We start from the raw sequence: 26,983 nt of genomic DNA, 5'->3' as shown, positions 1-26,983 counted from the left end.
ACCGACAGCGGACGGGACGTCGTCTACGACCGGGAGGGGCGGCCGGGGGTCGCGAACCTGCTGGAGATCCTGGCCGCGTGCACGGGTGGCAGCCCGGAGGCGCTGAGCGGTGCGTACGAGTCGTACGGCGCCTTGAAGAGGGACACGGCGGAGGCCGTGGTCGAGGTTCTGAGACCGGTGCAGGAACGGCACAAGGAGCTGTGTGCCGATCCCGGCTACGTGGACGGGGTGCTGCGGGACGGTGCGGACCGGGCGCGGGCGATGGCCCGGCCGACCGTGGATGCCGCCTATCGCGCGATCGGGCTGTTGCCGGCCCCTGCCGAGGCGCGGTCAGCGGCGGGTGCCGTGGTGAACGCGGCGCGGTAGGCGCGCGGGCTGGTGGCGAGGCGCGATGCGAAGTGCTGGCGCATCGTGACCTCGCTGCCGAAGCCGGCGCGGCGGGCGACCTCGGGCATGGGCAGGTCGGTGCGTTCGAGGAGCTTCTGCGCGGCGGCGAGGCGCTGGTCGAGCAGCCAGCGCAGGGGTGTGGTGCCGGTCTCCGCGGTGAAGTGGCGGGCGAAGCTGCGCGGGGACATGCCGGCGTGGGCGGCGAGGGCGGCGACCGTGAGCGGTTCGTGCAGGTGCCGCAGGGCGTGTTCGCGTACGCCGGCGAGGGCGTCGGCGTCGCGGTCGGTGCGGGGGGTGGGGCGCTCGATGAACTGGGCCTGGGATCCGGTGCGGAAGGGGGCGGTGACCATGGAGCGGGCGATGGTGGCGGCGGTCTCGGCGCCGTGGGCGCGGCGGACGAGGTGGAGGCAGAGGTCGATGCCGGCGGCGGTGCCGGCCGCGGTCCAGATGTTGCCGTCCTCGATGAACAGGGCGTCGGGGACGACGGTGACCCGGGGGTGCCGGGTGCGGAGGAGGTCGACGAGGCTCCAGTGGGTGATGGCGCGGCGGTCGTCGAGGAGGCCGGCCTGGGCGAGCACGAAGGCTCCGGCGCAGAGGGCGGCGATGGTGGTGCCGCGGGCGTGGGCGCTGCGGAGCGCGTCGAGGACGGGGACGGGTGCGGGGGCGAGCTGGTCGTCGAGGCCGGGGACGAGGACCAGGTCGGCTCGGCGGAGCCAGGCGAGGGTGCGGTCGGGGTGGAGGCAGAGGCCGCCGTGCACGGGGATGGGGGTGGTGTCGGTGGCGACGCGGCGCAGCTCGAACGAGGGGACGCCGCGGTGGGTGCGGTCGGTGCCCCAGACCTCGGTGATGACGGAGACGTCGAAGGCGCGGATGCCGGGGAAGGCGACGAGGGCCACGCGGTACATGCCTGGCAGTAAACCATCGATCGATGGCTTTCCCGCCTCTGGGGCGGGCTGCCCGGGGGCGGGATGCTCTGGGCATGGAGATCGCGGAGAACGCAGCGCTGGTGGTCGTCGACGTGCAGAAGGGCTTCGAGGAGTCGCGGTTCTGGGGGCCCCGGAACAATCCGGGTGCGGACGAGAACATCGCCTCGCTCATCGACGTCTGGCAGCGGACGGGGCGGCCGGTCGTCTTCGTCCGGCACGACTCGGTGAGTGAGCGCTCGCCGTTGCGGCCGGGTCAGCAGGGCAACGACTTGAAGGACTACGTGCGGGAGCGGCGCGGGAAGGGGGCGGGGCGTGAGCTGCTGGTGGCCAAGACGGTGAACTCGGCGTTCTACGGAACGCCGGACCTGGACGCCTGGCTGAAGGAGGCGGGCATCTCGCAGATCGTGCTGACCGGCATCCAGACCAACCTGTGTGTCGAGACGACGGCGCGGATGGGCGGGAACCTGGGGTACGACGTGGTGGTGGCGTACGACGCGACGCACACCTTCGATCTGGCCGGGCCGTTCGGCTGGCGCAGGACCGCGGACGAGCTGGGGCAGGCGTCGGCGGTGTCGCTGCACGGGGACGGGTTCGCCCGGGTGGTGCTCACGAAGGAGGTCGTGGACGCGGCGAGGTGACCCGTCCCCGGCGGGCGGGGTCAGCTGTTGTTGCCGGAGGCGAGTTCGCGGCTGCGGTCGCGGGCGGCTTCGAGGGCGGCGATGAGCGCGGCCCGTACGCCGTGGTTCTCCAGCTCGCGGATGGCGTTGATCGTGGTGCCGGCGGGGGAGGTCACGTTCTCGCGGAGCTTGACGGGGTGTTCCCCGCTGTCGCGGAGCATGGTCGCGGCGCCGATCGCGGACTGGACGATCAGGTCGTGGGCCTTGTCGCGGGGCAGGCCGAGGAGGATGCCGGCGTCGGTCATGGCTTCGACGAGGTAGAAGAAGTAGGCCGGGCCGGAGCCGGACAGGGCGGTGCAGGCGTCCTGCTGGGACTCGGGGACGCGGAGTGTCTTGCCGACGGCGCCGAAGATTCCCTCGGTGTGGGCGAGGTGGTCGGCCGTGGCGTGGCTGCCGGCGGAGATGACGGACATGGCCTCGTCGACGAGGGCGGGGGTGTTCGTCATGACGCGGACGACCGGGGTGCCGGCGGCGAGGCGGTCCTCCAGGAAGGAGGTGGTGATGCCCGCGGCGCCGCTGATGACCAGGCGGTCGGCGGGCACGTGGGGGGCGAGTTCGTCGAGGAGGGTGCCCATGTCCTGCGGTTTGACCGTGAGGATCAGGGTGTCGGCGGTCTTGGCGGCTTCCGGGTTGGTGACCGGGGTGACTCCGTAGCGGGTGCGGAGTTCGTCGGCCCGTTCGGGGCGGCGGGCGGTGACCAGGAGGTCGGCGGGGGTCCAGCCGGCGCGGATCATTCCGCTCAGCAGGGCTTCGCCGATCTTGCCGGTGCCGAGGACTGCGACTTTCTGGGTCATGGCGTGAGGCCCTCCGGGGTGTGCGTCGTCCGGGATCATCCTCGCACTCCGGGCGGCGGACGGGGCCGGGTGTCCGGTGGGCGGACGGGTGCGGCGCACGGGCGCGGTCCGGGCCGGCGGGGCGGGGACGCCGGGGCCCGGGTCAGGTCGTGCGGCGTCGCAGGGTCGCGGCGCCGAGGGCGAGGACGAGCAGGGCGCTACCGGCGACGATCAGGACGTCACGGACGAAGTCGGTGGTCAGGTCGGTGTGGTGGAGGACCTCGTTCATGCCGTCGACGGCGTAGGACATGGGCAGTACGTCGGAGATGGCTTCGAGGACGGGATGCATGGTGTCCCTCGGGGTGAAGAGGCCGCAGAGGAGGAGCTGCGGGAAGATCACGGCGGGCATGAACTGGACGGCCTGGAACTCGGAGGCCGCGAAGGCGGAGACGAACAGGCCGAGGGCGGTGCCCAGCAGGGCGTCCAGGAGGGCGACCAGGAGGAGCAGCCAGGGCGAGCCGGTCACGTCGAGGCCGAGGGCCCACAGGGCGAGGGCTGTGGCGAGGGCGGACTGGACGGTCGCCAGGGTGCCGAAGGCGAGCGCGTAGCCGGCGATGAGGTCGCCTTTGCCGAGGGGGAGGGCGAGGAGGCGTTCGAGGGTGCCCGAGGTGCGTTCGCGCAGGGTGGCGATCGAGGTCACCAGGAACATGGTGATCAGCGGGAAGATCCCGAGGAGCGAGGCGCCGATCGCGTCGAAGGTGCGCGGGTCGCCGTCGAAGACGTAGCGCAGCAGGAACAGCATCACGCACGGGATGAGGACCATCATCGCGATGGTGCGCGGGTCGTGGCCGAGCTGGCGCAGGACGCGGGCGGCGGTGGCGGTGGTGCGGGAGACGGTGAGGGCGCGGGCGGGGGCGGGCCGGGGAGCCGGGGTCGTGGCGGTGCTCATCGGGTGGTCTCCTTCGCGCGGCCCGCGGCCTGGTCGACCAGGTGGAGGAAGGCCGCTTCGACGGTGTCGGTGCCGGTGCGGCTGCGCAGGGCGTCGGGGGTGTCGTCGGCGAGGATCTCGCCCTCGCGCATGAGCAGCAGGTGGTGGCAGCGCTCGGCCTCGTCCATGACGTGGGAGGAGACGAGGAGGGTGGTGCCGCGGCCGGCGGCGATGTCGTGGAAGAGGCTCCACAGGTCGCGGCGGAGTACGGGGTCGAGGCCGACGGTGGGTTCGTCGAGGACGAGGAGTTCGGGGCTGCCGAGCAGGGCGACGGCGAGGGAGACCCGGCTCCGCTGGCCGCCGGAGAGGGTGCCGGCGAGGGCGTCGGCGTGGCTGGTGAGGTCGACGTCGGCGAGGGCGCGGGTGACGTCGTGGTGGCGGCGTTCGGCGAGGGCGCGGCCGGGGGCGAGGATCGCGGCGAAGTAGGCGAGGTTCTGGCGGACGGTCAGGTCGTCGTAGACGGAGGGCGCCTGCGTGACGTAGCCGATGCGGGTGCGCAGGGTGGGGTGGCCCGCGGGGCGGCCGAGGACGTCGAGGGTGCCGGTGACCTTGGCCTGGGTGCCGGCGATGGCGCGCATGAGGGTCGACTTGCCGCAGCCGGAGGGCCCGAGGAGGCCGGTGATCCGGCCGCGGGGGACGGTGAGGCTCAGGTCGCGCAGGACGGTGCGGGAGCCGCGGGTGACGGTGAGGCCGGCGGCGTGGACGGCGGGGGCGTCGGGTGCGTCGGGGGGTGGTGCGGTGCCTCGGGGAGGCCCGGCCGCATTATTCATCATGTGATGAATAATCCTCCCGAGGGGTCGGGCCGTCAAGAGAGGGGGTGGTGACAGGGACTCCCGTGGGGTCGCTGCCGAGGTGGGCGCGACGGGTCTGGTGGGCACGCCGAGGGGGGCGGGCACGCCGAGGAGGGCGGGCACGCCGAGGGCGGGGCGAAGGGCGGGAGGTGCTGGTGCGACGGGGCCCGTCGGTCGGGACGGATCAGCGGAGGCCGGGAGTCCGGCGTGTTCGACGAGACGCCCTCCTGATCTCCTGGAGGGAGGGTCAGGCGCGGCGGCGCTTCCTCGCCGGGTGGCCGGTGCGGCGGGCGGTGCGCTTGTCGTACTGCTCGCGGGCGGCGTCGTACTCCGCGCGGTGCAGCTTCTCTCCGGGTGCCTCGGTGAGGGAGCGGAAGAAGTAGGCGAGGAGGGAGCCGACGAAGCCGATGGCCAGCAGGCCGCGCAGGGACGCCTGGCGGTCGGGGTCGGGGCGCTTGCCGAAGCCGTCCCAGGTGTGCCGGAAGGCGAGCGCGCTGCACACCGCGAACATCACGACCATCAGCGCCGGCACCAGGTCCCCGGTGTTCGCGAGCGCCAGTCCCTCATAGGCGAAGCGCAGCACCAGGCAGGAGACGACGACCGCGGCGAGCGAGCCCGCGGAGGCGGCCACGCGGCGGAGCGCGTAGCCCCGGTCGTGGTGCAGCCAGGTCGTGCCGAAGAAGCGGACCGGCTCGGGACGCGGGCCTGCCGCGGGCGCGGTGCCCGGGGCAGGGGCCGCGGCGGACCGGGAGCCCGCGGGGGTCGTCGTCGGGGTGCCGGATTCGTCGCTCACGCGTCGATTATGGCTCCCGTGTCCGACGGCCCGGGGTGCGGGCTCCCGGCGGCGCCGGAGGTGTCAGAGGCAGCGCGAGGCGACGTAGCCGTCGCTGCCCGTCTGCACGTAGGCGTCCGAGACGTACTCGCCCTGACTGATGTTGTCCCAGATCTTCGACGTGCCGTAGGGACCGGTGACCGTCTCTCCGGGCCGCTGGCAGTAGATCGGCACGTGGGCACCCTCGGGCAGCACCCGGATGACCGGATAGTTGGTGCCGGGGCCGCTGCGGACGTTCAGCCGCACGCCCGGGGCGACCGCGTAGTAGCGCACGCCCGTCGTCGCGACGGCCTCGGTGACACCACCGGTCTGTCGCACTTCCACGTTCTCCACCGTCATGGAAAACCTCCCCCGTTGACCCATGGCCCAGGACGGCCGTGGGATCGCGTTGATTCCCTGCAATCGCGTCTCGAAACTTGTGTACGCGATTCGCACACGGAGGCTAGCAAGCCGCCTCGGTCTCGTACGTGTCATCGACTAGGCTCCGTGCGTCGCGCGCGCGGACGTAGAGCACGGGGGTGGTCCATGGCGCCACAGCGCAACATCGGAGCGAGCGCGGAAGCGGAACTTCCGGAGTACGCCGGTCACTACCGCCTCGAGGCCCGTCTCGGCTCGGGCGGCATGGGCGTCGTGCACCTGGCGCGCAGTCCCTCCGGGATGAAGCTCGCGGTGAAGGTCGTGCACGCGGAGTTCGCCAGGGATCCCGAGTTCAGGGGACGCTTCCGGCAGGAGGTGGCGGCGGCCCGGCGGGTCAGCGGCGCCTTCACCGCACCCGTGGTCGACGCCGATCCGGAGGCCGAACGGCCCTGGATGGCCACCCTGTTCATCCCCGGGCCCACCCTGGCCGAGGAAGTGAAACGGAACGGGCCCATGGCCGCGGCCCAGTTGCGCCGGCTGATGGCGGGACTGGCGGAGGCGCTTCGGGACATCCACCGGGTGGGCGTCGTCCACCGGGATCTCAAGCCGAGCAACGTGCTGCTCGCCGAGGACGGGCCGAAGGTCATCGACTTCGGCATCTCCCGGCCGAAGGACAGCGAACTGCGCACCGAGACCGGCAAGTTGATCGGTACGCCACCGTTCATGGCGCCGGAGCAGTTCCGGCGTCCGCGCGAGGTGGGTCCCGCCGCGGACATCTTCGCGCTGGGCTCGGTCATGGTGCACGCGGCGACGGGGCGCGGGCCGTTCGACTCGGACAGCCCGTACGTCGTGGCCTACCAGGTCGTGCACGACGAGCCCGATCTGGCCGGCGTACCGGAGGGACTTGCTCCGCTGGTGCTGCGCTGCCTGGCGAAGGAGCCGGCCGAGCGGCCCACACCGGACGAGCTGATGCGGGAACTGCGCTCGGTCGCGGCCTCGTACGACACCCAGGCCTTCATACCGGCCCAGCGGGACGCCGAGCAGACGGACGGCCCGGACCGGGCGGCGGGCGGCGGAGCCGGGACGGCGCGCGGCGATGCTGCGCCCGGTGACGGGGTGCCCTTCGACGAGGCGGCGCGTGGCGGGACGGCGCCCGGTGACGAGGCCGTCCACGACGACGAAGTGGTCCCGGGCTCGGCGGCGGCGCGGGACTCCGGCGTGCGGGGGAACGCGGTGCCGGGGAACGGGCTCCGGCCGCGCGGTCGGGTGCGTGGCCGGGTGCGCGGTGCCGGCCGTGGCGGAGGTGCCGGTGCGCGGTCCGGGCGGCGGCGTCTCCTGCTCGCCGCGATCGGTGCGGTGCTCGTCGCGGGCGGTGTGGTCGCCTCGGTGCGGGCGCTCGGCGGGACGGCCGAGGACGGCACGCCCCGTACGGCCGCCGCCGGGTTCAGCGCCTGGACGGCGACGCCCGCGACACGCGGCGGGGCCGCGCCGCAGTGCGCCTACGGCGCGGGGCTGCTGCTCTGCTCCCGGCCCGGGCAGGTCTTCGCGCTCGACCCGTCCGACGGCACGCGCGCGTGGGCGCGGTCCGCCGCCACCGGACCGGCGAGCGGGCCGCCCGTCGTCGCGGGCGGCCTGGTGCAGCCCGACGCGGAGGGCGGCCGGCGGCTCGCGGCCCTCGACCCCGCCTCCGGGGCGGAGGCCTGGCACCGGGAGCTGCCGCCGCAGTCCGCGACGCGGTACGCCGGGGGCGTGCTGCTGCTCACCCGCGCCGACGGAAGCGTCACCGGGGTGGACGGCGCGACCGGCGGCGACCGGTGGACCGCGCGGATCCCGGGGCACGCCGTGCCGTCCTTCACCGCCTTCCCCGGTGATCCGCTGGCGTATGCGACCGGTCCGTCCGACGACGGCTCGGGCACCCGGGTCAGCGCGGTCGACCCGGGGACCGGCGAGGTGCGCTGGACGGCCGTGCTGGAGGGCACGGTCAAGCCGGTCGGTGCCGGGACGGCAGGGACCGGACCGGCGGCCGGTTCGGACTCGGGCGCCGACTCCCGTTCTGGTTCGGACTCGGGCGCCGACTCCCGTTCTGGTTCGGGCTCGGGCGCCGGTTCCGGCTCCGGCGTCGGCCTGCGCCCCGTCCACTTCATCGCCGTCGACCCCGGGTACGGCGACACGCGGGCCGTCGTCCGGTACGACCCGCGCACCCGCACGCTCGACCGGGTGGCACTGCCCGTGCCGCGGCAGGACGCGCAGGCCGCCGTGCACGGCGATGTGGTGTACGTGCTGGGCGCGGGCGGTTCGCTGGAGGCCTTCGACCTGGCGCGCGGCAAGCGGCTGTGGCACGTGGAGACGTCCGTGAGCCGGGGCTCGGCGCCGGTCACCGACGGCCGCCGGGTGTACTTCGGCGCCGCCGACGGCCGGCTGATCGCCGTCGACGCCCGGACCGGGGACCTGGTCGGGCAGACCCCGGCCCGGCTGGGCACGGGCTCGGACAGGGTCGCCGGCGAGGTGCCCGCGCCCGTGCTGGTGGGCACGCGCGTGTACGCCGCCGGGCCGGACGGCACGGTCTTCGGGGTGGACGGGCGGGATCCGGGCGCCTGGTGAGGCACCGGCCGTCCCCGACGGCCAGGCGCACGAACGGGCGGCCGTCCCCGCGGAGGGGGCGGCCGCCCGTTCGTGCGCGGAGCGCGGGGCGCGCGGCGGTCAGCCCAGCTTGCCGACGTCGCGGACCGCGCCCTTGTCGGCGCTGGTGGCCATCGCGGCGTACGCGCGCAGGGCGGCCGAGACCTTGCGGTCGCGGTTCCTCGGGGCGTAGACGCCGTCGAGGGCCTGCTCGCGGCGGGCCAGTTCGGCCTCGTCGACCAGCAGCTCGATCGACCGGTTCGGGATGTCGATGCGGATGCGGTCGCCGTCCTGGACGAGCGCGATGGTGCCGCCGGACGCCGCTTCCGGGGAGGCGTGGCCGATGGACAGGCCGGAGGTGCCGCCGGAGAACCGGCCGTCGGTGATCAGCGCGCAGGTCTTGCCGAGGCCGCGGCCCTTGAGGAAGGACGTCGGGTAGAGCATCTCCTGCATGCCGGGGCCGCCCTTCGGGCCCTCGTAGCGGATGACGACCACGTCGCCGTGGGTGATCTGCTTGTTGAGGATCTTCTCGACGGCCTCCTCCTGCGACTCGCAGACGACGGCGGGGCCCTCGAAGGTCCAGATCGACTCGTCGACGCCGGCCGTCTTCACCACGCAGCCGTCGACCGCGAGGTTGCCCTTGAGGACCGCGAGGCCGCCGTCCTTGGAGTAGGCGTGCTCGGCGGAGCGGATGCAGCCGTTCTCGGCGTCGGTGTCGAGGGCCTCCCAGCGCTCCGACTGGGAGAAGGCCTCGGCGGAGCGGACGCAGCCGGGGGCGGCGTGCCACAGCTCGACGGCCTCGGGGGACGGGGAGCCGCCGCGCACGTCCCAGGTCTTGAGCCAGTCCGACAGGGACGGGCTGTGCACGGCGTGCACGTCCTCGTTGAGCAGGCCCGCGCGGTGCAGTTCGCCGAGCAGGGCGGGGATGCCGCCTGCGCGGTGCACGTCCTCCATGTAGTACGTGCGGTCCTTGGCGACGTTGGGCGCGACCTTGGCCAGGCACGGGACCCGGCGGGACACCGCGTCGATCTCCGCCAGGCCGAACGGGACGCCGGCCTCCTGGGCGGCGGCCAGCAGGTGCAGGATCGTGTTGGTGGAGCCGCCCATCGCGATGTCGAGGGCCATCGCGTTCTCGAAGGCGGCGAAGGTGGCGACGTTGCGGGGCAGGACCGAGTCGTCGTCCTGCTCGTAGTAGCGGCGGGTGATGTCCATGACCGTGCGGGCGGCGTTCTCGTAGAGCGCGCGGCGGGCGGTGTGGGTGGCCAGGACGGACCCGTTGCCGGGGAGGGACAGGCCGATGGCCTCGGTCAGGCAGTTCATCGAGTTGGCGGTGAACATGCCGGAACAGGAGCCGCAGGTCGGACAGGCGTTCTCCTCGATGCGGAGGATGTCCTCGTCCGAGATCTTGTCGTTCACGGCGTCGGAGATCGCGTCGACCAGGTCGAGGGTGCGGACCGTGCCGTCGACCAGGGTGGCGCGGCCGGACTCCATGGGGCCGCCGGAGACGAAGACCGCGGGGATGTTGAGGCGCAGGGCCGCCATCAGCATGCCCGGGGTGATCTTGTCGCAGTTGGAGATGCAGACCAGGGCGTCGGCGCAGTGCGCCTCCACCATGTACTCCACGCTGTCCGCGATCAGGTCGCGGGAGGGCAGGCTGTAGAGCATGCCGCCGTGGCCCATCGCGATGCCGTCGTCGACGGCGATCGTGTTGAACTCGCGCGGGATGCCGCCCGCCTCCCTGATCGCCTCGCTGACGATCCGGCCGACCGGCTGGAGGTGGGTGTGGCCGGGCACGAACTCGGTGAAGCTGTTGGCGACCGCGATGATCGGCTTCCGGCCGATGTCCGCACCGGGTACACCGGAGGCGCGCATAAGGGCGCGGGCGCCCGCCATGTTGCGGCCGTGGGTGACTGTGCGGGACCTCAGCTCGGGCATCGTCGCTCGCTCCTTCAAGGATCTCAGCCGGAGACTTCCGGATGAGACGGAGAGTTCTGGATGAGTCGAGCGTACGCCGGGGGTGCGACAGCCCGGGCGGGGTGTCCGTATGGCGGGACGGGCGTCTCAGAGATCAGGTTTCGCCGAGGTGGCGTCAGGGGTGGGTGAGGTGCCGCTGCACCACGGGCGCCACGCGCGCGACGATCACGTCCATGTCGGCCGACGCCAGCGGCTCCAGCTTGATCACGTAACGCATCATGGCGACGCCGACCAGCTGGGCGGCGGCCAGCTCGGCCCGCAGCTCGGCGTCCGGCTGGTCCAGCCGGCCCGCGACCCGGCGCAGCAGCTGGCTCGTGACCAGCCGGCGGAAGACGGCGGCGGCCACCTCGTTGTTGACGGCCGACCGCAGCACCGCCAGCAGCGGCGTGCGGGTCACCGGGTTCTCCCAGACCCCGAACAGGAACCGCGCGAACCGCTCGCCGACCTCGTCGGCCGGGCCGTCGAAGACCACGTCCGGTGCGCGCAGGGCGGGCGCGAAGACCGTCTCCACCGCCGCCTGGAAGACCTGTTCCTTCGTGCCGAAGTAGTGGTGCACCAGCGCCGGGTCCACACCGGCCGCCTTGGCGATGCCCCGCACGGACGTCTTCTCGTAGCCGTGCTCGGAGAACTGCTCGCGGGCGGCGGCCAGGATGCGGTCCCGGGTGTCGCCCGGCGCACCGGACTCCGTGCGGCGGGGGCGGCCCCGGCGGCGGGCGGTCGCGTCGGTCATCGCCGGGGCACCCGCGCCGCGGAGGCCAGGTGGAGCCGGGTGAAGGCCAGCGCCTCCGCCAGGTCGGCCTCGCGTTCGGCGCTGGACATGGCGCGCCGGGTGTTGACCTCGATGACGACATGGCCGTCGAAACCGGTCAGGGCGAGGCGTTCCAGCACCTCCGCGCAGGGCTGGGTGCCGCGGCCGGGGACCAGGTGCTCGTCCTTGGCGGAGCCGTTGCCGTCGGCGAGGTGGATGTGGCCGAGCCGGTCACCCATGCGGTCGACCATCTGCAGGGCGTCGGTGCGGGCGGTGGCGGTGTGGCTGAGGTCGATCGTGAAGTGCCGGTAGTCGTCCTTGGTGACGTCCCAGTCGGGGGCGTACGCCAGCATCTCGCGGTCGCGGTAGCGCCAGGGGTACATGTTCTCGACGGCGAAGCGGACATCCGTCTCGTTCGCCATCCGCCAGATGCCGGCGACGAAGTCACGGGAGTACTGCCGCTGCCAGCGGAACGGCGGGTGCACGACGACCGTGCTCGCGCCGAGCTTCTCGGCCGCCGCACGGGCGCGCTGGAGCTTGACCCAGGGGTCGGTGGTCCAGACGCGCTGGGTGATCAGCAGGCAGGGGGCGTGCACGGCGAGGATCGGCACGTGGTGGTAGTCGCTGAGCCGGCGCAGCGCCTCGATGTCCTGGCTGACCGGGTCGTTCCACACCATGACCTCGACCCCGTCGTACCCGAGGCGCGCGGCGATCTCGAAGGCCGTCGCCGTCGACTCCGGATAGACGGAAGCCGTCGAGAGGGCGACCTTCGCATCCGGGATGCGCACCACTGGTTCTGCCACGAAGGACAGGGTACGGGGCGTGGCTCGGCGCCGGGGCGGGAGCCGCTGTGCGCCGCCCGCGGGGGCGCGGCAATCGGCCACGCGCGCGCGGGGGTGGTTCCGGTGGTGGCGCCGGGCCGGGTGCGGGCTCGCCGGGCGACGGTTCGACGAGGCGCCCGGGTGCGACGAGACGGGCCGCACGCAGGGGATATGCGGCCGGTATGCAGGCGTATGGGCGGTATTCAGGCGTGTGGAGCGAGGGCGCGCGCCCGGAGTGCGGAAGGCGCCGGGCGCCGGGCGCCGGGGGTGTGCCGGGGGCTCGGGTGGCGAGGGCCGGGGTGGCGTACTTCACGTACGCCACGCGTCAGGAGGGGTGCGGCGGGCGGGCGCGGGGGTACGGCGGGCGCGCGAGGGGGCGCGGGGGTACGGCGCGGGCGCGGAGGTACGGCGGGCGCGCGAGGGGGGGGCGCGGGGCCGGGGCGCGGCGCGGGGTCCCGCCTCACTCCCCCGGCATGTGGTCGAGCCGCCGAAGGATGATCCCCTCCCGCAGGGCCCAGGGGCAGATCTCGAGGGTTTCCACGCGGAAGAGGTCCATCGCGCCCTCGGCGACCAGGGCGCCCGCGAGGAGCTGGCCGGCACGGCCCTCGGAGACGCCGGGGAGTTCGGCGCGCTCGTCGGCGCTCATGGCGGCGAGGCGGGGCACCCAGGACTCCAGGGACGCCCGCTTCAGCTCGCGCTGGACGTAGAGGCCCTCGGCGGAGCGGGCGGCGCCGGCGATGCGGGCGAGCTGCTTGAAGGTCTTGGAGGTGGCGACGACGTGGTCGGGGGCGCCGAAGCGGCTGAACTCCCCGACGGTGCGGGCTATCTGTGCGCGGACGTGGCGGCGCAGCGCCCGGACGTCGTCCGGGGCGGGCGGGTCGCCGGGGAGCCAGGCGGCGGTGAGCCGGCCGGCGCCGAGCGGGAGGGAGACGGCCGCGTCGGGCTCCTCGTCCATGCCGTAGGCGATCTCCAGGGAACCGCCGCCGATGTCCAGGACGAGCAGTTTCCCGGCCGACCAGCCGAACCAGCGGCGGACGGCGAGGAAGGTCAGCCGGGCCTCCTCGGCCCCGCTCAGCACCTGCAGTTCGACGCCGGTCCCGGCCCGCACGCGCGCGAGGACCTCGTCGGCGTTGCGGGCCTCGCGCACGGCGGAGGTGGCGAACGGCAGCAGTTCCTCGACGCCCTTGTCCTCGGCGGCCTGGAGCGCGTCGTGGACGACGGCCGTCAGCCTGTCGATCCCGTGGGGGCCGATGGCCCCGTCCCCGTCGAGGAGCTGGGCGAGGCGGAGTTCCACCTTGTGCGAATGCGCGGGCAGCGGGCGCGCGCCCGGGTGCGCGTCCACCACCAGCAGATGCACCGTGTTCGATCCCACGTCGAGGACTCCGAGTCTCATGTACGGCACGCTACTGCCAGCCGTGCCGCCCGCCGCCCCCGAAGCCGGACCCGATCCGCCGCGGGAGGTCCCGGCAGCCGTCCCGGGCGACTTACCCTGGTCCCGTGCCAAAGACGAAAAAGACGAAGAACGAAAAGGCCGCGAAGAAGGCCAAGAGGGACGAATCGGTCCTGGGTTCTTCGTCGGCGAAAGCCGCGAAGGGCGCCCCGACGACGGCGCCGCGGGACCTGACGTCCGACGAGAAGGGCCTCGACTTCGCCCGCGCGTGGGTGGAGTTCCCCGATCCGGCGGACGACGAGCAGGTGTTCCGCTGTGATCTGACATGGCTCACCTCTCGCTGGAACTGCATCTTCGGCAGCGGCTGCCAGGGCATCCAGGCGGGCCGCGCGGACGACGGCTGCTGCTCGCTCGGCGCGCACTTCTCCGACGAGGACGACGAGAAGCGGGTCGCCGGGCACGTGGCGAGGCTCACGCCGGAGATCTGGCAGCACCACGACGTCGGCATGGAGAGCGGCTGGGTCTCCGAGGACGACGAGGGCTCCCGGCAGACCCGCCCGTACCAGGGCTCGTGCATCTTCCAGAACCGCCCGGGCTTCGCGGGTGGCGCGGGCTGCTCCCTGCACATCCTGGCGCTGAGGGAGGGCCGGGAGCCGCTGGAGACCAAGCCGGACGTCTGCTGGCAGCTCCCGGTCCGCCGCACCTACGAGTGGATCGACCGGCCCGACGACACCCGGGTGCTCCAGGTGTCCATCGGTGAGTACGACCGCCGGGGCTGGGGTCCGGGCGGCCACGACCTGCACTGGTGGTGCACGTCGGCGACCTCGGCGCACGGCGCGGGGGAACCGGTGTACGTCTCCTACCGCGCGGAGCTGACCGAGCTGATGGGCAAGGCGGGCTACGACCGGCTGGTCGAGCTGTGCGAGCAGCGGCTGGCCTCGCAGCTGCCGCTGGTCGCGCCGCATCCCGCGGACCCGGCGGTCTGACACCGGCGCCCCGGCCCCCGCGCCGGTCCCGTCGCGTTCAGGACGTGCCGGGGCTCGGGTCGCCGCCGTCGCCGGGCGACGGGGTCTGCCCGCCGGCGTCCGGCGGGGTGGACGCGCTGGGCGTGGGCTCGGGGTCGGTCGACGGGGGCGTGCTGCCGGACGGCGGCGCGCTGGGTTCGCTGGGCGTCGGCGTGGGGTCCGGGGTGACCGGGGGCGGGCCGGACGGCCGGGTCGGCAGCGGGTTCGGGCCGGGGCCGGCCGGGGTGGGCGCGGTGCCGTGGCCCGCGATGGTGACGACGGCGCCGGCGGGTGAGACCGCGACCCGCGCGGTCCAGTACCCGGACGGCTCGCGCAGGTGGTCGACGTACACCCTGATCGTGAGGGACTCGCCGGGCCGCAGGGTGCCCGAGGTCCGGCTGAGGTACAGCCAGGCGGCGCCGGTGGACGCGGACCAGCGGACCGGGGCGCGGCCGGAGGCGGTGAGGGTCACGAGGGTGGTGTCGCCGCTGCGGCCGGCGGTGACCTGGAGCTGCTGCGCGCCCTGCGGTCCGGCGCCGGCGACGCCGACGACCTCGACGGAGACGTCGGGCCGGTCGCCCGGGGTGAGGCGTCCGCCGGCCCGGGTGCTGGCGTTCCCGGCGTTCTCGTAGCCGCCGCCCGACGCCTCGCCGCCGAGGTCCCCGGCGGTGTCGTCACGGCTGGTGGTGGCGCCGCCGGTCTCCGCCTCGCCGGTGCCGGGGGTGCCCCGGTAGGCGGACCACAGGGCGATCACGGGGGCGGCGACGACGGTGGCGACGACCGTCGTGGTGACGGCCCGCGCGCGGATGCGGTCCCGGCGGGCGGCCCGGTCCTTGGGGTCCATGGGGAAGCCGCGCCGGTCGAAGCGGGGGGCGGCGGCTCCCCGCGCGCGCGGGTGGCGGCCCATGGCCACCCGGAGGGCCGCGCGGGGCGCCGCCAGGACGGGCAGTTCGGCGGGGGTGAGGGTGGCGCCCGGCCAGCGGCCGGGGACCGCGCGCTGGGCGCCGCGGCGGCAGCGCGGGCAGTCGTCGACGTGCCGGATCAGCTCGCGGCGCAGCGCGGGGCTGAGCACGAGCTGGTGGTCGCCGCTGAGCCGGGCGACGCCCGGGCAGGTGCCGCTCTCGACGACGGCGAGCGCCGCGCGGGTCCGCTCGACCTCGCAGGCGGCGGCCGCCAGCAGCTCGCGGGCGGCGGCCGGGTCCATGCCGAGCACGGCGGCGACCTCGTGGGCGGTCAGGTGATGGCGTACGGCGAGTTCCAGCGCCTCGCGCTGTTCCGGGCTGGTGCCGGCGGCCTCCGGCCAGGCGAGCAGGGCCAGCTCCCGCCGGCGCTCCTCCTGGGCCTCCTCGGAGACCGGCGGGGCGGCCGGCGGCCCGGTCCGCCGGCGGGCGGGGCTGTGGCGGCCCGCCGCGTGGGTGCCCTGACGTTTCTGCTTGGCCTCGGCCAGCTTGCGCAGACAGGCCCAGCGGGCCAGCGCGTACAGCCAGGCGCGGCGCTCGCCGGGGGCGACGGGGACGCGCTGGCCGCGGCGCTCGGCGACGGCCAGCGCCTCGCCGAGGGCGGCGGTGGCGCCGTCGTGGTCGCACAGGACGGACAGGCAGTAGGTGAAGAGTCCGTCGAGGTGGGGCTCGTAGCGCTCGGGGGGACGGTGCGCCAGCGTGCGCGCCGCAGCGCGGTCGCGCGCCTCGCGGTGCGCCCGGTGTGCACCGGTCGTGCGGGTCGGGGTCTCCGGGCTGCTGCTCATCACCCGGTGACCGTAGGGGGCCGGGGAAGGGCGCTTCCGCCCCCTTGAGCACTTTTAATCCGTACGGGTGAAACGATCCCTCATAAGGGGACAGGAGCCGAGCGTTCCGCGGCCGTTTCCGGAAGGTGCGGCCGGATCGCGGCGGGTGGCGCCGGATCGCGGGCGGGCGGCGCCGGGGCGGGCACGGGGAGCCGTCACCGGCGGCCCGGCCGCCGCGGCCCGGCCCGCGCCGCCGCGTTGTCAGTGCGGCCGGTTACGGTTTCGTCCATGGCTGCCCGTACGAAGACCACCAAGGACCGCCCGTCCTACCGCTGCACCGAGTGCGGCTGGCAGACGGCGAAGTGGCTCGGCCGCTGCCCCGAGTGCCAGGCCTGGGGGACGGTCGAGGAGTACGGCGCGCCCGCGGTCCGCACGACGACACCGGGCCGCGTCACCACCTCCGCCCTGCCCATCGGCCAGGTCGACGGCCGCACGGCCACCGCCCGCACCACCGGCGTGCCCGAGCTGGACCGGGTGCTCGGCGGCGGCCTGGTGCCCGGCGCGGTGGTGCTGCTCGCGGGCGAGCCCGGGGTCGGCAAGTCGACGCTGCTGCTGGACGTGGCCGCCAAGTCGGCGAGCGAGGAGCACCGGACCCTGTACGTCACGGGCGAGGAGTCGGCCAGCCAGGTCCGGCTGCGCGCCGACCGCATCGGCGCCCTGGACGACCACCTGTACCTGGCGGCGGAGACCGATTTGTCCGCCGTCCTCGGTCACTTGGACGCGGTGAAGCCGTCGCTGCTGATCCTCGACTCGGTGCAGACGGTGGCGTCCCCGGAGATCGACGGCGCCCCGGGCGGCATGGCGCAGGTCCGCGAGGTGGCCGGCGCCCTGATCCGGGCCTCCAAGGAGCGCGGCATGTCCACCCTCCTGGTGGGCCATGTCACCAAGGACGGCGCGATCGCCGGTCCGCGCCTGCTGGAGCACCTGGTGGACGTCGTCCTGCACTTCGAGGGCGACCGGCACGCCCGGCTGCGGCTGGTGCGCGGCGTCAAGAACCGGTACGGGGCGACGGACGAGGTCGGCTGCTTCGAACTGCACGACGAGGGCATCACGGGCCTCACCGACCCGAGCGGACTTTTCCTGACACGACGTGACGAACCGGTCCCCGGCACCTGCCTGACCGTCACCCTGGAGGGCCGCCGCCCCCTGGTGGCCGAGGTGCAGGCGCTCACCGTCGACTCCCAGATCCCCTCCCCGCGCCGCACCACCTCCGGCCTGGAGACCTCGCGGGTGTCGATGATGCTGGCCGTCCTGGAGCAGCGCGGCCGGATCAGCGCCCTGGGCAAGAGGGACATCTACTCGGCGACGGTCGGCGGCGTGAAGCTCTCCGAGCCGGCCGCCGACCTCGCGATCGCCCTCGCCCTGGCCTCCGCGGCCAGCGACACCCCGCTGCCCAAGAACCTCGTCGCGATCGGCGAGGTGGGCCTCGCGGGCGAGGTCAGACGGGTCACCGGGGTGCAGCGCCGGCTCTCCGAGGCGCACCGCCTGGGCTTCACGCACGCGCTGGTGCCGGGTGATCCGGGGAAGGTCCCGGCCGGTATGAAGGTCCTGGAAGTCGCCGACATAGGGGACGCCCTCAGGGTCCTCCCCCGCTCCCGTCGCCGAGACGCCCCCCGGGAGGCGGAGGACCGCCGGTAGACTTTGCCCTGGTCTCGCCCGTCCGTACGAACCGAGTGCGTTTGCGGGAGCGCCCCAGAACCTGCGACCGGAGGAGTGCAGTGGCAGCCAACGACCGGGCAGCAGCTCCCGGAAAGTCCGGTGGGAGTTCCGGTGCCGATGGCCTGATGCGCGCCTCGCTGAGCGCCGTGGCACCCGGCACGGCCCTGCGCGACGGACTCGAAAGGGTGCTGCGCGGCAACACCGGCGGTCTGATCGTGCTCGGCTCCGACAAGACCGTCGAGGCGATGTGCACGGGCGGCTTCGTGCTCGACGTGGAGTTCACGGCGACCCGGCTGCGGGAGCTGTGCAAGCTGGACGGCGGCATCGTGCTCTCCTCCGACCTGTCGAAGATCCTGCGGGCGGGTGTGCAGTTCGTGCCCGACGCGACGATCCCGACCGAGGAGACCGGCACCCGGCACCGCACCGCGGACCGGGTCAGCAAGCAGGTCGGCTTCCCCGTGGTCTCCGTCTCCCAGTCGATGCGGCTGATCGCCCTCTACGTCGACGGACAGCGCCGCGTCCTGGAGGACTCGGCGGCGATCCTCTCCCGCGCCAACCAGGCCCTCGCCACCCTGGAGCGGTACAAGCTCCGCCTCGACGAGGTCGCGGGCACCCTGTCGGCACTGGAGATCGAGGACCTGGTGACGGTCCGGGACGTCTCGGCGGTCGCCCAGCGGCTGGAGATGGTGCGCCGGATCGCCACCGAGATCGCCGAGTACGTGGTGGAGCTGGGCACCGACGGCCGCCTGCTCGCGCTCCAGCTCGACGAGTTGATCGCCGGTGTGGAGCCCGAGCGCGAACTGGTCGTACGGGACTACGTGCCCGAACCGACCGCCAAGCGTTCCCGCACGGTCGACGAGGCGTTGTCCGAGCTGGACGCGCTGACCCACGCCGAGCTGCTGGAAATGCCCACGGTGGCGCGCGCGTTGGGGTACACCGGCTCGCCGGAGACCCTGGACTCCGCGGTGTCGCCGCGCGGCTTCCGGCTGCTGGCCAAGGTGCCGCGGCTGCCCGGCGCGATCATCGACCGGCTGGTGGAGCACTTCGGCGGGCTGCAGAAGCTGCTCGCCGCGAGCGTGGACGATCTGCAGACCGTGGACGGCGTGGGCGAGGCCCGGGCGCGCAGCGTGCGCGAGGGGCTGTCGCGGCTGGCGGAGAGCTCGATCCTGGAGCGGTACGTCTGACCACGGATGCCGAAGGGGGTCGCACCCGGTCGGGCGCGACCCCCTTCGGCGTCCGGATCAGTCCGCGTCGAGCACGAACGACGTCTGTGCCTTCGCGAAGCCCTTGGCCTTGGCCTCCAGCAGGTACGTGCCGGGCTTGGCCGTCCCGGCCGGGGGCGTCGCGCACTCGGGGGCGCTCGGCTTGCGGTCCCACTCGACGGTGTAGGTGATGCCGCTCTTCGCCGGGACCCGGTAGAGCAGGCGGGCGGCACCCTTGGGGCAGTCCGCGGACGACCAGTAGGCGTCGTCGCCGTCGGCCTGAGTGATCGTCAGCACCGTGCCGCGCGGACCGAGGTCGATCTTGCAGTCGCTGCCGGCCGAGTTCCGGGCGGTGATCCGGAACGCGGGGGTCTGGTCCGGCGAGTAGGAGTTGCGCACGCTGCGCACGCTCAAGGTGACGGCGCCCGCAGTGCAGTTGGGCAGTGCGGAGCCCGCGGGCAGCGCGTCCTTCGCGCCGACACCGGTGGCCACCGCGCCGGAGCCGGACGCACCCGGCTTGCCGTCCGTGGAGTCCGTACCGCCCGCGCCGTCGGAGCCCCCGGAACCGGCGGAGCCACCGGCGTCCGAGCCGTCGCCCGATCCCCCGCCCGGCCCGTCACCGGAACCGCCGCCGGAGCCGCCCGGGTCCCCGGCCCCGCCGGAGCCACCGCTGCCCGACTCGTCGCGCCCGCCGGGGCGTTCGGTGATCGCCGGCCCGGAACCGGAGGGCCCGGCGGTGATCGTGGGCAGGGGGTTCTTGCCGTCGGAACCGCCGGCGTCGTTGCCACCGCCGCCGTCGCCCGAGGTGACGGTCCAGGTGATCAGCAGCGCCAACAGGGCGACCACGGACAGCAGGACGGCCCTCCGTCGCCAGTAGATGGAGGAGGGAAGCGGCCCGACCGGATTGCGCAGAGATCCCACGGCGCAAACTGTACGAGAGATCAACCCGTTCGCTCGTCCCACCCGCCGCTCCGCGCGACAACTTTTCCGGATCATCATCTCGGAACCCGCCCTTCCACCCCGGCGGCCCGCCCTGCACGCGTTCGCGTTCGCGCCCTTGCACCCTTGGCCATGAGTGAGGAGGTACCCCCGGGGCCGGAACACAAGGGGCGGCACGGCCCGGAAGTCGTCGGCCGCGCGCCGCCGGCCCGGCGGACGGCACGCTCGGCCACGCCGGGAACCCCGCCCCCGCCCCTCGGCGTGGCAGGATCGGAACCGTCATGACTGCTCCCACGAAGCCCCTGCCCGGCATCCCCGCCCCCGGTACCGCCGACACCGCCACCGCCACCGGCGAGCACCTGCACGCCCCCGTCATCGCCTGGTTCGACGAGCACGCGCGCGACCTCCCCTGGCGGCGCCCCGAGGCCGGGCCGTGGGGCGTGATGGTCAGCGAGTTCATGCTCCAGCAGACTCCGGTCAACCGCGTGCTGCCCGTCTACGAGCAGTGGCTGGCGCGCTGGCCGCGCCCCGCCGACCTCGCCGAGGAGCCGCCCGGCGAGGCGGTCCGCGCCTGGGGACGGCTCGGCTATCCGCGCCGCGCCCTGCGGCTGCACGGCGCCGCGGTCGCCATAACGGAACGGCACGGCGGTGACGTACCGACCGACCACGCGCAGCTCCTGGCGCTGCCCGGCATCGGCGAATACACGGCCGCCGCGGTCGCCTCCTTCGCGTACGGCCAGCGCCATCCGGTGCTGGACACCAATGTGCGCCGGGTGTTCGCCCGCGCGGTGACCGGGGTGCGGTACCCGCCGAACGCCACCACCGCCGCCGAGCGGCGGCTGGCCCGTGCGCTGCTGCCCGAGGACGAGCGGACCGCCGCCCGCTGGGCCGCCGCCTCGATGGAGCTGGGCGCGCTGGTGTGCACCGCCAAGAACGAGAGCTGCCCGCGCTGTCCGATCGCCGCGCAGTGCGCCTGGCGGCTCGCCGGCAAGCCGGAGCACGAGGGCCCGCCGCGCCGCGGCCAGACGTACGCCGGGACCGACCGGCAGGTGCGCGGCAAGCTGCTCGCCGTGCTGCGCGAGGCCCACGCGCCGGTTCCGCAGGCCGCGTTGGACCGGGTGTGGCACGAGCCGGTGCAGCGCGCCCGGGCGCTGGACGGGCTGGTCGCCGACGGCCTGGTCGAGCCGCTGCCCGGCGGGCTGTACCGGCTGCCGCTGAGCTGAGGCGGGCGCGCGGCCGCCGGGCCCGGGATGCGCGCGGCCGGCGGCCCGCGCGGCCGCCGGGCGCACCGGGGTGACGGTACGGATGTGACGGCGCGGCCGGCTCCGGCCGCCGTCGCTTCCACCCCCGCTCGCTCCGAAAACACCCCATATCCGGTCGAAGCGCCCTCCCCCTTTACCCCATTCCTCCTTTCGTTACACAACCGACGGACAGCCGATTGACAGTCGCGGGCTGCTTCGCACAGCCCCGTGACAACGCCTCCGTAGCTTCATTGCGGTGCCCGGCAGTGACGGGACGAGCAACGGGACAACGGGGAAAAGACGGAGGCGGTTCATCATGGCGCAGGGCGAGGTGCTCGAGTTCGAGGAGTACGTCCGCACCCGGCAGGACGCGCTGCTGCGCAGCGCCCGGCGCCTGGTACCGGACCCGGTCGACGCGCAGGACCTCCTCCAGACGGCGCTCGCCCGGACGTACGGCCGCTGGGACGGCATCGCGGACAAGCGCCTGGCCGACGCCTACCTGCGCCGGGTCATGATCAACACACGGACCGAGTGGTGGCGGGCGCGGAAGCTGGAGGAGGTGCCGACCGAGCAGCTGCCGGACGCCTCGGTCGACGACTCCACCGAACAGCACGCGGACCGCGCCCTGCTGATGGACGTCATGAAGGTGCTCGCCCCGAAGCAGCGCAGCGTGGTCGTGCTGCGACACTGGGAGCAGATGTCCACGGAGGAGACGGCCGCGGCCCTCGGCATGTCGGCCGGTACGGTCAAGAGCACGCTGCACCGGGCGCTCGCCCGGCTCCGCGAGGAGCTGGAGGCACGCGATCTGGACGCACGCGCGCTGGAGCGTGAGGAGCGGGAGCGGTGCGCGGCCTGACCGGTACGGGAACGGCTGGGACAGCCCCTGGCGACCGAGGCGCCCGGGCGGCCGGCGGGGCGGTGGTCCTGCTCGCCGCCCTCGCCCTGTGCCTGGCCGCGTGCGGCACGGGCGGCACCGGGGCGCGGGACGAGGGTCCGGCCCACGTCGGCTCGGTGGCGGGTGCGGGCGCCGCGCCCTCCGACCAGCCGTCCGCGTCCGTCACACCGAACCGGAGGGACGCGCTCCGGCTGGTGCGCAGCGACCCGCGCGTCTCCGCGGCGGTCAAGCGGGAGCTGAAGCCCTGCGTCCCCGGCGACTACCCGGTCGACGTGTCGTACGGCGACCTGACCGGCGGCACCGTGGACGACCTCGTGGTCAACGTGCTCACCTGCGGTGACGCGGTCGGCGTCGGGTCGTACGTGTACCACCGGGCGGACGGCAGGTACGAGAATGTCTTCGGGGCCGAGGAGTCCCCGGTGTACGCGGAGATCGACCGGGGCGACCTGGTGGTGACCCGGCAGGTCTACGAGAAGGGCGACCCCGTCTCGAACCCCTCCGGCGAGGTGGTGATCACCTACCGCTGGACCGGGGACCGCTTCGCCGAGGAGTACCGCATGCACAACGAGTACGGCAACGCCGTCGGGGAGGCTCCCGCCCCGGCACCCGAGAGCCACTGACACCGGCCGTCCGACGCGACACCGGCACCGAACCGGCACCGGCCACGGCCCCGACCCGACCCGATCCGACCCGATCCGACCCGACCCCTGACCAGCATCGACGGAGCATCCCGGATGGCAGACCAGACCCACGTCCTGTTCGTCGAGGACGACGACGTCATCCGCGAGGCCACCCAGCTCGCCCTGGAGCGGGACGGCTTCGCGGTCACCGCCATGCCCGACGGGCTGTCGGGACTGGAGTCGTTCCGCAGCCGCCGCCCCGACATCGCCCTGCTGGACGTCATGGTGCCGGGACTGGACGGGGTCAGCCTGTGCCGCCGGATCCGCGACGAGTCGACCGTGCCGGTGATCATGCTGTCCGCGCGGGCGGACGCCATCGACGTCGTCCTGGGCCTGGAGGCGGGCGCCGACGACTACGTGACCAAGCCGTTCGACGGTGCCGTGCTGGTGGCGCGGATCCGCGCGGTGCTGCGCCGCTTCGGCCACGCCGGCGGCGGTGACCGGGCCGACGAGTCCGGTGCCGCGGCGACCGGCGGGGTGCTGACCTTCGGCGACCTGGAGATCGACACCGAGGGCATGGAGGTGCGCCGGGCCGGGCAGCCGGTGGCCCTGACGCCGACCGAGATGCGGCTGCTGCTGGAGTTCTCCGCGGCGCCCGGCACCGTGCTCTCCCGCGACAAGCTGCTGGAGCGGGTCTGGGACTACGGCTGGGGCGGGGACACCCGGGTCGTCGACGTCCATGTGCAGCGGCTGCGGCAGAAGATCGGCCAGGACCGGATCGAGACGGTCCGCGGCTTCGGCTACAAACTGAAGGCCTGAGCGGGGGCGTCGAAGGGATGCGGGGGATCACTGGTCTGTCCGCCCGGCGCGCGGGCGTCCGCGCGCGTTTCGGCGCGGGCCCCGGCGTGGCCACCGGCACACGGCTCGGCGGCGGCCTGCGCGGCAAGCTGGGCGGCGCGCTGGGCCCGGGTCTGCGCTCCGGCCTGCCCGACGGCCTGCGCACCGGGCTGCGCTGGAAGCTCAGCGCGGCGATCGCGCTGGTCGGGGCGCTCGTCGCGATCGCGCTCAGCCTCGTGGTGCACAACGCCGCCCGCGTCTCGATGCTGGACAACGCGCGCGACCTCGCCGACGAGCGCATCCAGATCGCCCAGCGCGACCTCGCGGACGTGCAGATCGCCGAGCACACCTTCGACCTGTCCAACCGGGCCAACTTCGCCAACGTCAAGATCGACGACCCGCACCTGCCGGACGAGCTGCGGGCCAAGGTGGAGGCGGGGCGCCGGGCGACCTACGTGGCGGACCGGCCGGGCGGCTCCCCCGACATCTGGGCCGCCGTGCCGGTCGCCGACGGCCATGTGCTGTCGCTGCACACCGGCCTCACGGAACGCAGTACGGACATCCTCAACGACCTCGACCAGGCCCTGGTGATCGGCTCGATCGCGGTCGTCCTCGTCGGCAGCGCGCTCGGCGTGCTGATCGGCGGGCAGCTCTCGGGCCGGCTCCGCAAGGCGGCCGCCGCCGCGAACCGGGTCGCCAAGGGCGAGCCGGACGTCCGGGTGCGGGAGGCGATCGGCGGGGTGGTGCGGGACGAGACGGACGATCTCGCCCGGGCCGTCGACGCGATGGCGGACGCGCTCCAGCAGCGGCTGGAGGCCGAGCGCCGGGTCACCGCGGACATCGCGCACGAGCTGCGCACGCCGGTCACCGGGCTGCTCACCGCGGCCGAGCTGCTGCCGCCGGGCCGCCCGACCGAGCTGGTGCTGGACCGGGCGAAGGCCATGCGCACCCTCGTCGAGGACGTGCTGGAGGTGGCGCGGCTGGACGGGGCCTCCGAGCGGGCCGAACTCCAGGACATCCTGCTGGGCGAGTTCGTGGCCCGGCGGGTGGCGGCCAAGGACCCGGACATCGCGGTGCACGTGGTGCACGAGTCGGAGGTCACCACCGATCCGCGGCGCCTGGAGCGGGTGCTGTTCAACCTGCTCGCCAACGCGGCCCGGCACGGCAGGCCGCCGGTCGAGGTCACCGTGGAGGGCCGGGTGATCCGGGTCCGCGACCACGGGCCGGGCTTCCCGGAGGACCTGCTCGCCGAGGGCCCGAGCCGGTTCCGCACCGGCAGCCAGGACCGGGCCGGACACGGCCACGGGCTGGGCCTGACCATCGCCGCGGGGCAGGCCCGGGTGCTCGGCGCCCGCCTGACCTTCCGCAACGTCCGCCCCCCGGGCGCCCCCGCGCACATCCCCGCCGAGGGCGCGGTCGCCGTGCTGTGGCTGCCGGAGCACGCGCCGACGAACACGGGCAGCCATCCGATGCTGCCGCTGTCCGGCGACCGGTGAGGCCCAAAGGGCCGCCGGCACGTCAGCCGAAGTCCTTCGAGAAGTCCAGCTCCTCGCTGCGCTCGGTCAGCGAGTACCAGTTGCCGTTGTCGTCGCGGAAGATCGCCTCGATGCCGTACGGCCGCTCCTGGGGCTCCTGGATGAACTCCACGCCACGGGCCCGGAACGTCTCGTAGTCGCCCCGGCAGTCGTCGGTGCGGAACGCGCCGGCGCCGATGACGCCCTTGCCGACCAGCTCCTTCAGCGCCCGCGACGACTCGGCGTCCAGGCCGGGCCCGTCCAGGCTCATCAGGGCCAGCTCGACGCCGGGCTGCTCCTTGGCGCCGACGGTGACCCACCGCATGTCGCCCATCGGGACCTCGCTGCGCACCTCGAAGCCCAGCTTCTCGGTGAAGAAGGTCTTGGTGCGCTGCTGGTCGAAGGTCCACACGGTGGTGATGCCCAGGCCGGTGATCATGGCTCTGCTCTCCTCGGGTCCGCTGTCGGTGTCCGTGTTCGTCACCGTAGGCGGGGCGGGTCTCAGGGCACTTCTCCGGAATTGCGGTCCTGGCCGGCGGCGTGCCGCGGGAAGCCGCCGGCCCACAGCAGGGCGTAGCAGCCGGGTATGAGGGAGGCGCCCGCGCGGACGTACCGGGCGCGGTACTCGACCGGGGTGAGTCCGGTGCGGGTCTTGAAGCGGGTGGAGAAGGTGCCGAGGCTGCTGAAGCCGACCAGGTGGCAGATCTCCGTGACCGACAGATCGGCGGCGCGCAGCAGCTCCTCGGCCCGCTCGATGCGGCGGTGCGTCAGGTACCGGCCGGGCGTCTCGCCGTAGGCGGCCTTGAAGGCGCGGACGAAGTGGAAGCGTGAATAGCCGGCGTGCCCGGCGACGGCGGCCAGGTCGAGATCGGGGTCGGCCCAGTCGCGGTCCATGGCGTCCTTGGCGAGGCGCAGCGGCCGCATGGTGTCCATACGCCGATGGTGGCGCGCGGCACCGACAACGACCCCGGGCGCCGTGGGGCGCCCGGGGTCGTCGGGGGTTCAGCCGGTGCTCGCGTCCGTCACGTCGGCGAGGGCCGGCCGGCTCTCACCGGGAGGGCCGGCCGTGCGGTGGCGGTGGCCTCAGAGGGACAGGCCCTTGGCCCGCAGGAAGGCGACCGGGTCGATCGCCGTGCCGTAGTTCGGCGTGGTGCGGATCTCGAAGTGCAGGTGCGGGCCGCTGGAGTTGCCGGTGTTGCCGGACAGGGCGATCTGCTGGCCGGTGGCGACGATCTGGCCGACCTTGACGTTGATCTTGGACAGGTGGGCGTACTGGGAGTACTGGCCGTTGCCGTGCTTGATGACTATGGCGTTGCCGTACGCGGGGCCGTCACCGGCGCCGTTGCCGCCCGCCTTGACGACGGTGCCGCCGTGCGCGGCGACGACCTTGGTGCCGCTCGGGACCGCGAAGTCCTGACCGCTGTGGGTGGACTGCCAGCGGGCGCCGTTCTGGGCGAAGCTCGCGGTCTTGGTGTAGCCCTTCACGGGGGCTACCCAGCCGGCGGCCTTCTTGGCGGCGGCGGTCGTGGCGGTGACGGCGGTCGGGGCGCTGGAGGGGGCGGCGGCCGCGACCCCGGCCCCCAGCACGACCGAGGCACCCAGGCCGGCGGCCAGGACGGCCGCGCGGGTGCGGAGCTGGGCCGTACGGGAAGAACGGGACGTGACACGCGGGGACATTCGCTACCTCGGAAGGTCGGGGACAGAGAGAACCACCCGGCGCTCAGGCATCGGCTCCGGATGGCCATCCCTTGGTAACCCGCGGCCCCACAAAGGCCCAAAACCGTGATCTACGGCCCAAGCTAGTACTTGACCCCGAAACGTCCTGACTTTTGACAGAGCACCCATTCGGGACGAACCACCCCAGGACGCCGATTCCAGCCAAGGCGTTCCGGGCTATACGCCCTTTTTGCCCGATTCGGCACTTCCACTATTCCGGCTAGTACCGGACAAATCGCCTGTGTGGCATGTCACCGGACGGCGAGATCCACCGCCCCTGGAATGTGACC

26 protein-coding genes (1 of these 26 cut by a window edge) are annotated in these 26,983 nt (G+C 74.0%); 11 read left to right on the top strand and 15 right to left on the bottom strand.

Annotated features, from left to right (window positions below):
- Window positions 1-366 carry the 3' portion of a tryptophan--tRNA ligase gene (trpS, locus tag SGLAU_RS18860; RefSeq protein ID WP_043503016.1) on the top strand. It extends 678 nt beyond the left edge of the window, so the window shows 366 of its 1,044 coding nt (coding positions 679-1,044); its start codon lies off the left edge, out of view; the stop codon is at window positions 364-366.
- Here the strand turns inward: trpS and SGLAU_RS18855 are convergent.
- Window positions 288-1,292: a GlxA family transcriptional regulator gene (locus SGLAU_RS18855; RefSeq protein ID WP_043503014.1), complete on the bottom strand. Its 1,005-nt coding sequence runs from the start codon at window positions 1,290-1,292 to the stop codon at window positions 288-290. The two genes, trpS and SGLAU_RS18855, sit on opposite strands and share 79 nt — an antisense overlap.
- A gap of 74 nt (window positions 1,293-1,366) precedes the next feature.
- Between SGLAU_RS18855 and SGLAU_RS18850 the strand changes: the two genes are divergently transcribed.
- On the top strand, window positions 1,367-1,951 hold the full coding sequence (locus SGLAU_RS18850) for a cysteine hydrolase family protein (protein WP_043503011.1): 585 nt from the start codon (window positions 1,367-1,369) through the stop codon (window positions 1,949-1,951).
- A 20-nt stretch (window positions 1,952-1,971) separates the two neighbouring features.
- Here the strand turns inward: SGLAU_RS18850 and proC are convergent, their stop codons facing one another.
- The 5 genes from proC to SGLAU_RS18825 all read right to left on the bottom strand — a co-directional run bounded on the left by proC (window position 1,972) and on the right by SGLAU_RS18825 (window position 5,713).
- Entirely contained in the window at window positions 1,972-2,784 is an 813-nt protein-coding gene (gene proC, locus SGLAU_RS18845; RefSeq protein ID WP_043503008.1) for a pyrroline-5-carboxylate reductase, read from the bottom strand.
- 142 nt (window positions 2,785-2,926) lie between these two features.
- The gene (locus SGLAU_RS18840) at window positions 2,927-3,712 is read right to left on the bottom strand and encodes an ABC transporter permease (RefSeq protein ID WP_043503006.1); all 786 of its coding nucleotides are present in this window, start codon (window positions 3,710-3,712) and stop codon (window positions 2,927-2,929) included.
- Entirely contained in the window at window positions 3,709-4,524 is an 816-nt protein-coding gene (locus SGLAU_RS18835; RefSeq protein ID WP_043503004.1) for an ABC transporter ATP-binding protein, read from the bottom strand. Before SGLAU_RS18835 ends, SGLAU_RS18840 begins: the two co-directional genes overlap by 4 nt.
- 265 nt (window positions 4,525-4,789) lie before the next feature.
- On the bottom strand, window positions 4,790-5,335 hold the full coding sequence (locus SGLAU_RS18830) for a hypothetical protein (protein ID WP_043503002.1): 546 nt from the start codon (window positions 5,333-5,335) through the stop codon (window positions 4,790-4,792).
- Window positions 5,336-5,398: 63 nt separating this feature from the next.
- On the bottom strand, window positions 5,399-5,713 hold the full coding sequence (locus SGLAU_RS18825; protein ID WP_043503001.1) for an SH3 domain-containing protein: 315 nt from the start codon (window positions 5,711-5,713) through the stop codon (window positions 5,399-5,401).
- Window positions 5,714-5,899: 186 nt separating this feature from the next.
- Between SGLAU_RS18825 and SGLAU_RS18820 the strand changes: the two genes are divergently transcribed.
- On the top strand, window positions 5,900-8,332 hold the full coding sequence (locus SGLAU_RS18820) for a protein kinase domain-containing protein (protein WP_043502998.1): 2,433 nt from the start codon (window positions 5,900-5,902) through the stop codon (window positions 8,330-8,332).
- A gap of 99 nt (window positions 8,333-8,431) precedes the next feature.
- On the opposite strand, the gene ilvD is transcribed toward SGLAU_RS18820, so the two are convergent.
- The 4 genes from ilvD to SGLAU_RS18800 all read right to left on the bottom strand — a co-directional run bounded on the left by ilvD (window position 8,432) and on the right by SGLAU_RS18800 (window position 13,286).
- Window positions 8,432-10,285 (bottom strand): dihydroxy-acid dehydratase, encoded by a 1,854-nt coding sequence (gene ilvD, locus SGLAU_RS18815; protein WP_043502995.1) that lies wholly within the window; start codon window positions 10,283-10,285, stop codon window positions 8,432-8,434.
- 154 nt (window positions 10,286-10,439) lie between these two features.
- Window positions 10,440-11,054 (bottom strand): TetR/AcrR family transcriptional regulator, encoded by a 615-nt coding sequence (locus SGLAU_RS18810; protein WP_043502993.1) that lies wholly within the window; start codon window positions 11,052-11,054, stop codon window positions 10,440-10,442.
- Window positions 11,051-11,875 carry a sugar phosphate isomerase/epimerase family protein gene (locus tag SGLAU_RS18805; protein WP_078957778.1) on the bottom strand — a complete coding sequence of 275 codons (825 nt, stop codon included), beginning with the start codon at window positions 11,873-11,875 and terminating at the stop codon, window positions 11,051-11,053. Before SGLAU_RS18805 ends, SGLAU_RS18810 begins: the two co-directional genes overlap by 4 nt.
- Window positions 11,876-12,353: 478 nt before the next feature.
- A complete protein-coding gene (locus tag SGLAU_RS18800; protein ID WP_043502990.1) occupies window positions 12,354-13,286 on the bottom strand; it encodes a Ppx/GppA phosphatase family protein in 933 nt (310 codons plus the stop codon).
- 227 nt (window positions 13,287-13,513) lie between these two features.
- Between SGLAU_RS18800 and SGLAU_RS18795 the strand changes: the two genes are divergently transcribed.
- On the top strand, window positions 13,514-14,269 hold the full coding sequence (locus SGLAU_RS18795) for a hypothetical protein (protein ID WP_412556270.1): 756 nt from the start codon (window positions 13,514-13,516) through the stop codon (window positions 14,267-14,269).
- A gap of 37 nt (window positions 14,270-14,306) precedes the next feature.
- Here SGLAU_RS18795 and SGLAU_RS18790 read toward each other — a convergent pair whose 3' ends face one another.
- Complete coding sequence (locus SGLAU_RS18790) at window positions 14,307-16,031, bottom strand: BACON domain-containing protein (protein WP_412556238.1); 1,725 nt, start codon at window positions 16,029-16,031, stop codon at window positions 14,307-14,309.
- Between the two features lie 267 nt (window positions 16,032-16,298).
- Between SGLAU_RS18790 and radA the strand changes: the two genes are divergently transcribed.
- Together radA and disA are read left to right on the top strand one after the other, a co-directional pair.
- Complete coding sequence (radA, locus tag SGLAU_RS18785; RefSeq protein ID WP_043502985.1) at window positions 16,299-17,708, top strand: DNA repair protein RadA; 1,410 nt, start codon at window positions 16,299-16,301, stop codon at window positions 17,706-17,708.
- Window positions 17,709-17,788: 80 nt separating this feature from the next.
- Window positions 17,789-18,913: a DNA integrity scanning diadenylate cyclase DisA gene (disA, locus tag SGLAU_RS18780; protein WP_043502983.1), complete on the top strand. Its 1,125-nt coding sequence runs from the start codon at window positions 17,789-17,791 to the stop codon at window positions 18,911-18,913.
- Between the two features lie 57 nt (window positions 18,914-18,970).
- Here disA and SGLAU_RS18775 read toward each other — a convergent pair whose 3' ends face one another.
- Window positions 18,971-19,852, bottom strand: coding sequence for a hypothetical protein (locus SGLAU_RS18775; protein ID WP_078957777.1), 882 nt, complete (start codon window positions 19,850-19,852; stop codon window positions 18,971-18,973).
- A 299-nt stretch (window positions 19,853-20,151) separates the two neighbouring features.
- On the opposite strand from SGLAU_RS18775, the gene SGLAU_RS18770 reads away from it, so the two are divergent.
- From SGLAU_RS18770 to cseC, 5 genes are all read left to right on the top strand, one after another.
- Window positions 20,152-21,093 (top strand): A/G-specific adenine glycosylase, encoded by a 942-nt coding sequence (locus tag SGLAU_RS18770; protein WP_043502980.1) that lies wholly within the window; start codon window positions 20,152-20,154, stop codon window positions 21,091-21,093.
- A 334-nt stretch (window positions 21,094-21,427) separates the two neighbouring features.
- The gene (locus SGLAU_RS18765) at window positions 21,428-21,967 is read left to right on the top strand and encodes a SigE family RNA polymerase sigma factor (protein ID WP_043502979.1); all 540 of its coding nucleotides are present in this window, start codon (window positions 21,428-21,430) and stop codon (window positions 21,965-21,967) included.
- On the top strand, window positions 21,955-22,626 hold the full coding sequence (locus tag SGLAU_RS18760) for a hypothetical protein (RefSeq protein WP_099052833.1): 672 nt from the start codon (window positions 21,955-21,957) through the stop codon (window positions 22,624-22,626). Before SGLAU_RS18765 ends, SGLAU_RS18760 begins: the two co-directional genes overlap by 13 nt.
- Before the next feature lie 114 nt (window positions 22,627-22,740).
- On the top strand, window positions 22,741-23,445 hold the full coding sequence (cseB, locus tag SGLAU_RS18755; RefSeq protein WP_043502977.1) for a two-component system response regulator CseB: 705 nt from the start codon (window positions 22,741-22,743) through the stop codon (window positions 23,443-23,445).
- Window positions 23,334-24,959: a two-component system sensor histidine kinase CseC gene (cseC, locus tag SGLAU_RS18750; RefSeq protein WP_412556269.1), complete on the top strand. Its 1,626-nt coding sequence runs from the start codon at window positions 23,334-23,336 to the stop codon at window positions 24,957-24,959. The genes cseB and cseC overlap by 112 nt, the downstream gene beginning before the upstream one ends.
- A gap of 22 nt (window positions 24,960-24,981) precedes the next feature.
- Here the strand turns inward: cseC and SGLAU_RS18745 are convergent, their stop codons facing one another.
- From SGLAU_RS18745 to SGLAU_RS18735, 3 genes are all read right to left on the bottom strand, one after another.
- A complete protein-coding gene (locus SGLAU_RS18745; RefSeq protein ID WP_043502975.1) occupies window positions 24,982-25,416 on the bottom strand; it encodes a VOC family protein in 435 nt (144 codons plus the stop codon).
- A gap of 62 nt (window positions 25,417-25,478) precedes the next feature.
- On the bottom strand, window positions 25,479-25,910 hold the full coding sequence (locus SGLAU_RS18740; protein ID WP_244315238.1) for a helix-turn-helix transcriptional regulator: 432 nt from the start codon (window positions 25,908-25,910) through the stop codon (window positions 25,479-25,481).
- Between the two features lie 150 nt (window positions 25,911-26,060).
- Window positions 26,061-26,654 carry a M23 family metallopeptidase gene (locus SGLAU_RS18735; RefSeq protein ID WP_043502973.1) on the bottom strand — a complete coding sequence of 198 codons (594 nt, stop codon included), beginning with the start codon at window positions 26,652-26,654 and terminating at the stop codon, window positions 26,061-26,063.
- Window positions 26,655-26,983: the final 329 nt, after the last annotated feature.

The organism is Streptomyces glaucescens (assembly GCF_000761215.1).
Lineage (GTDB): Bacteria > Actinomycetota > Actinomycetes > Streptomycetales > Streptomycetaceae > Streptomyces > Streptomyces glaucescens_B.
This window is presented reverse-complemented; position numbering and strand designations above follow the sequence as displayed.

Bases quoted from the DNA above. Each gene is read 5' to 3' on its own strand.
- SGLAU_RS18855 (WP_043503014.1), bottom strand. From the start codon at position 1,292: ATGTACCGCGTGGCCCTCGTCGCCTTCCCCGGCATCCGCGCCTTCGAC.
- SGLAU_RS18850 (WP_043503011.1), top strand. From the start codon at position 1,367: ATGGAGATCGCGGAGAACGCAGCGCTGGTGGTCGTCGACGTGCAGAAG.
- proC (WP_043503008.1), bottom strand. From the start codon at position 2,784: ATGACCCAGAAAGTCGCAGTCCTCGGCACCGGCAAGATCGGCGAAGCC.
- SGLAU_RS18840 (WP_043503006.1), bottom strand. From the start codon at position 3,712: ATGAGCACCGCCACGACCCCGGCTCCCCGGCCCGCCCCCGCCCGCGCC.
- SGLAU_RS18835 (WP_043503004.1), bottom strand. From the start codon at position 4,524: ATGATGAATAATGCGGCCGGGCCTCCCCGAGGCACCGCACCACCCCCC.
- SGLAU_RS18825 (WP_043503001.1), bottom strand. From the start codon at position 5,713: ATGACGGTGGAGAACGTGGAAGTGCGACAGACCGGTGGTGTCACCGAG.
- SGLAU_RS18820 (WP_043502998.1), top strand. From the start codon at position 5,900: ATGGCGCCACAGCGCAACATCGGAGCGAGCGCGGAAGCGGAACTTCCG.
- ilvD (WP_043502995.1), bottom strand. From the start codon at position 10,285: ATGCCCGAGCTGAGGTCCCGCACAGTCACCCACGGCCGCAACATGGCG.
- SGLAU_RS18810 (WP_043502993.1), bottom strand. From the start codon at position 11,054: ATGACCGACGCGACCGCCCGCCGCCGGGGCCGCCCCCGCCGCACGGAG.
- SGLAU_RS18800 (WP_043502990.1), bottom strand. From the start codon at position 13,286: ATGAGACTCGGAGTCCTCGACGTGGGATCGAACACGGTGCATCTGCTG.
- SGLAU_RS18790 (WP_412556238.1), bottom strand. From the start codon at position 16,031: ATGAGCAGCAGCCCGGAGACCCCGACCCGCACGACCGGTGCACACCGG.
- radA (WP_043502985.1), top strand. From the start codon at position 16,299: ATGGCTGCCCGTACGAAGACCACCAAGGACCGCCCGTCCTACCGCTGC.
- SGLAU_RS18770 (WP_043502980.1), top strand. From the start codon at position 20,152: ATGACTGCTCCCACGAAGCCCCTGCCCGGCATCCCCGCCCCCGGTACC.
- SGLAU_RS18765 (WP_043502979.1), top strand. From the start codon at position 21,428: ATGGCGCAGGGCGAGGTGCTCGAGTTCGAGGAGTACGTCCGCACCCGG.
- cseB (WP_043502977.1), top strand. From the start codon at position 22,741: ATGGCAGACCAGACCCACGTCCTGTTCGTCGAGGACGACGACGTCATC.
- SGLAU_RS18745 (WP_043502975.1), bottom strand. From the start codon at position 25,416: ATGATCACCGGCCTGGGCATCACCACCGTGTGGACCTTCGACCAGCAG.
- SGLAU_RS18740 (WP_244315238.1), bottom strand. From the start codon at position 25,910: ATGGACACCATGCGGCCGCTGCGCCTCGCCAAGGACGCCATGGACCGC.
- SGLAU_RS18735 (WP_043502973.1), bottom strand. From the start codon at position 26,654: ATGTCCCCGCGTGTCACGTCCCGTTCTTCCCGTACGGCCCAGCTCCGC.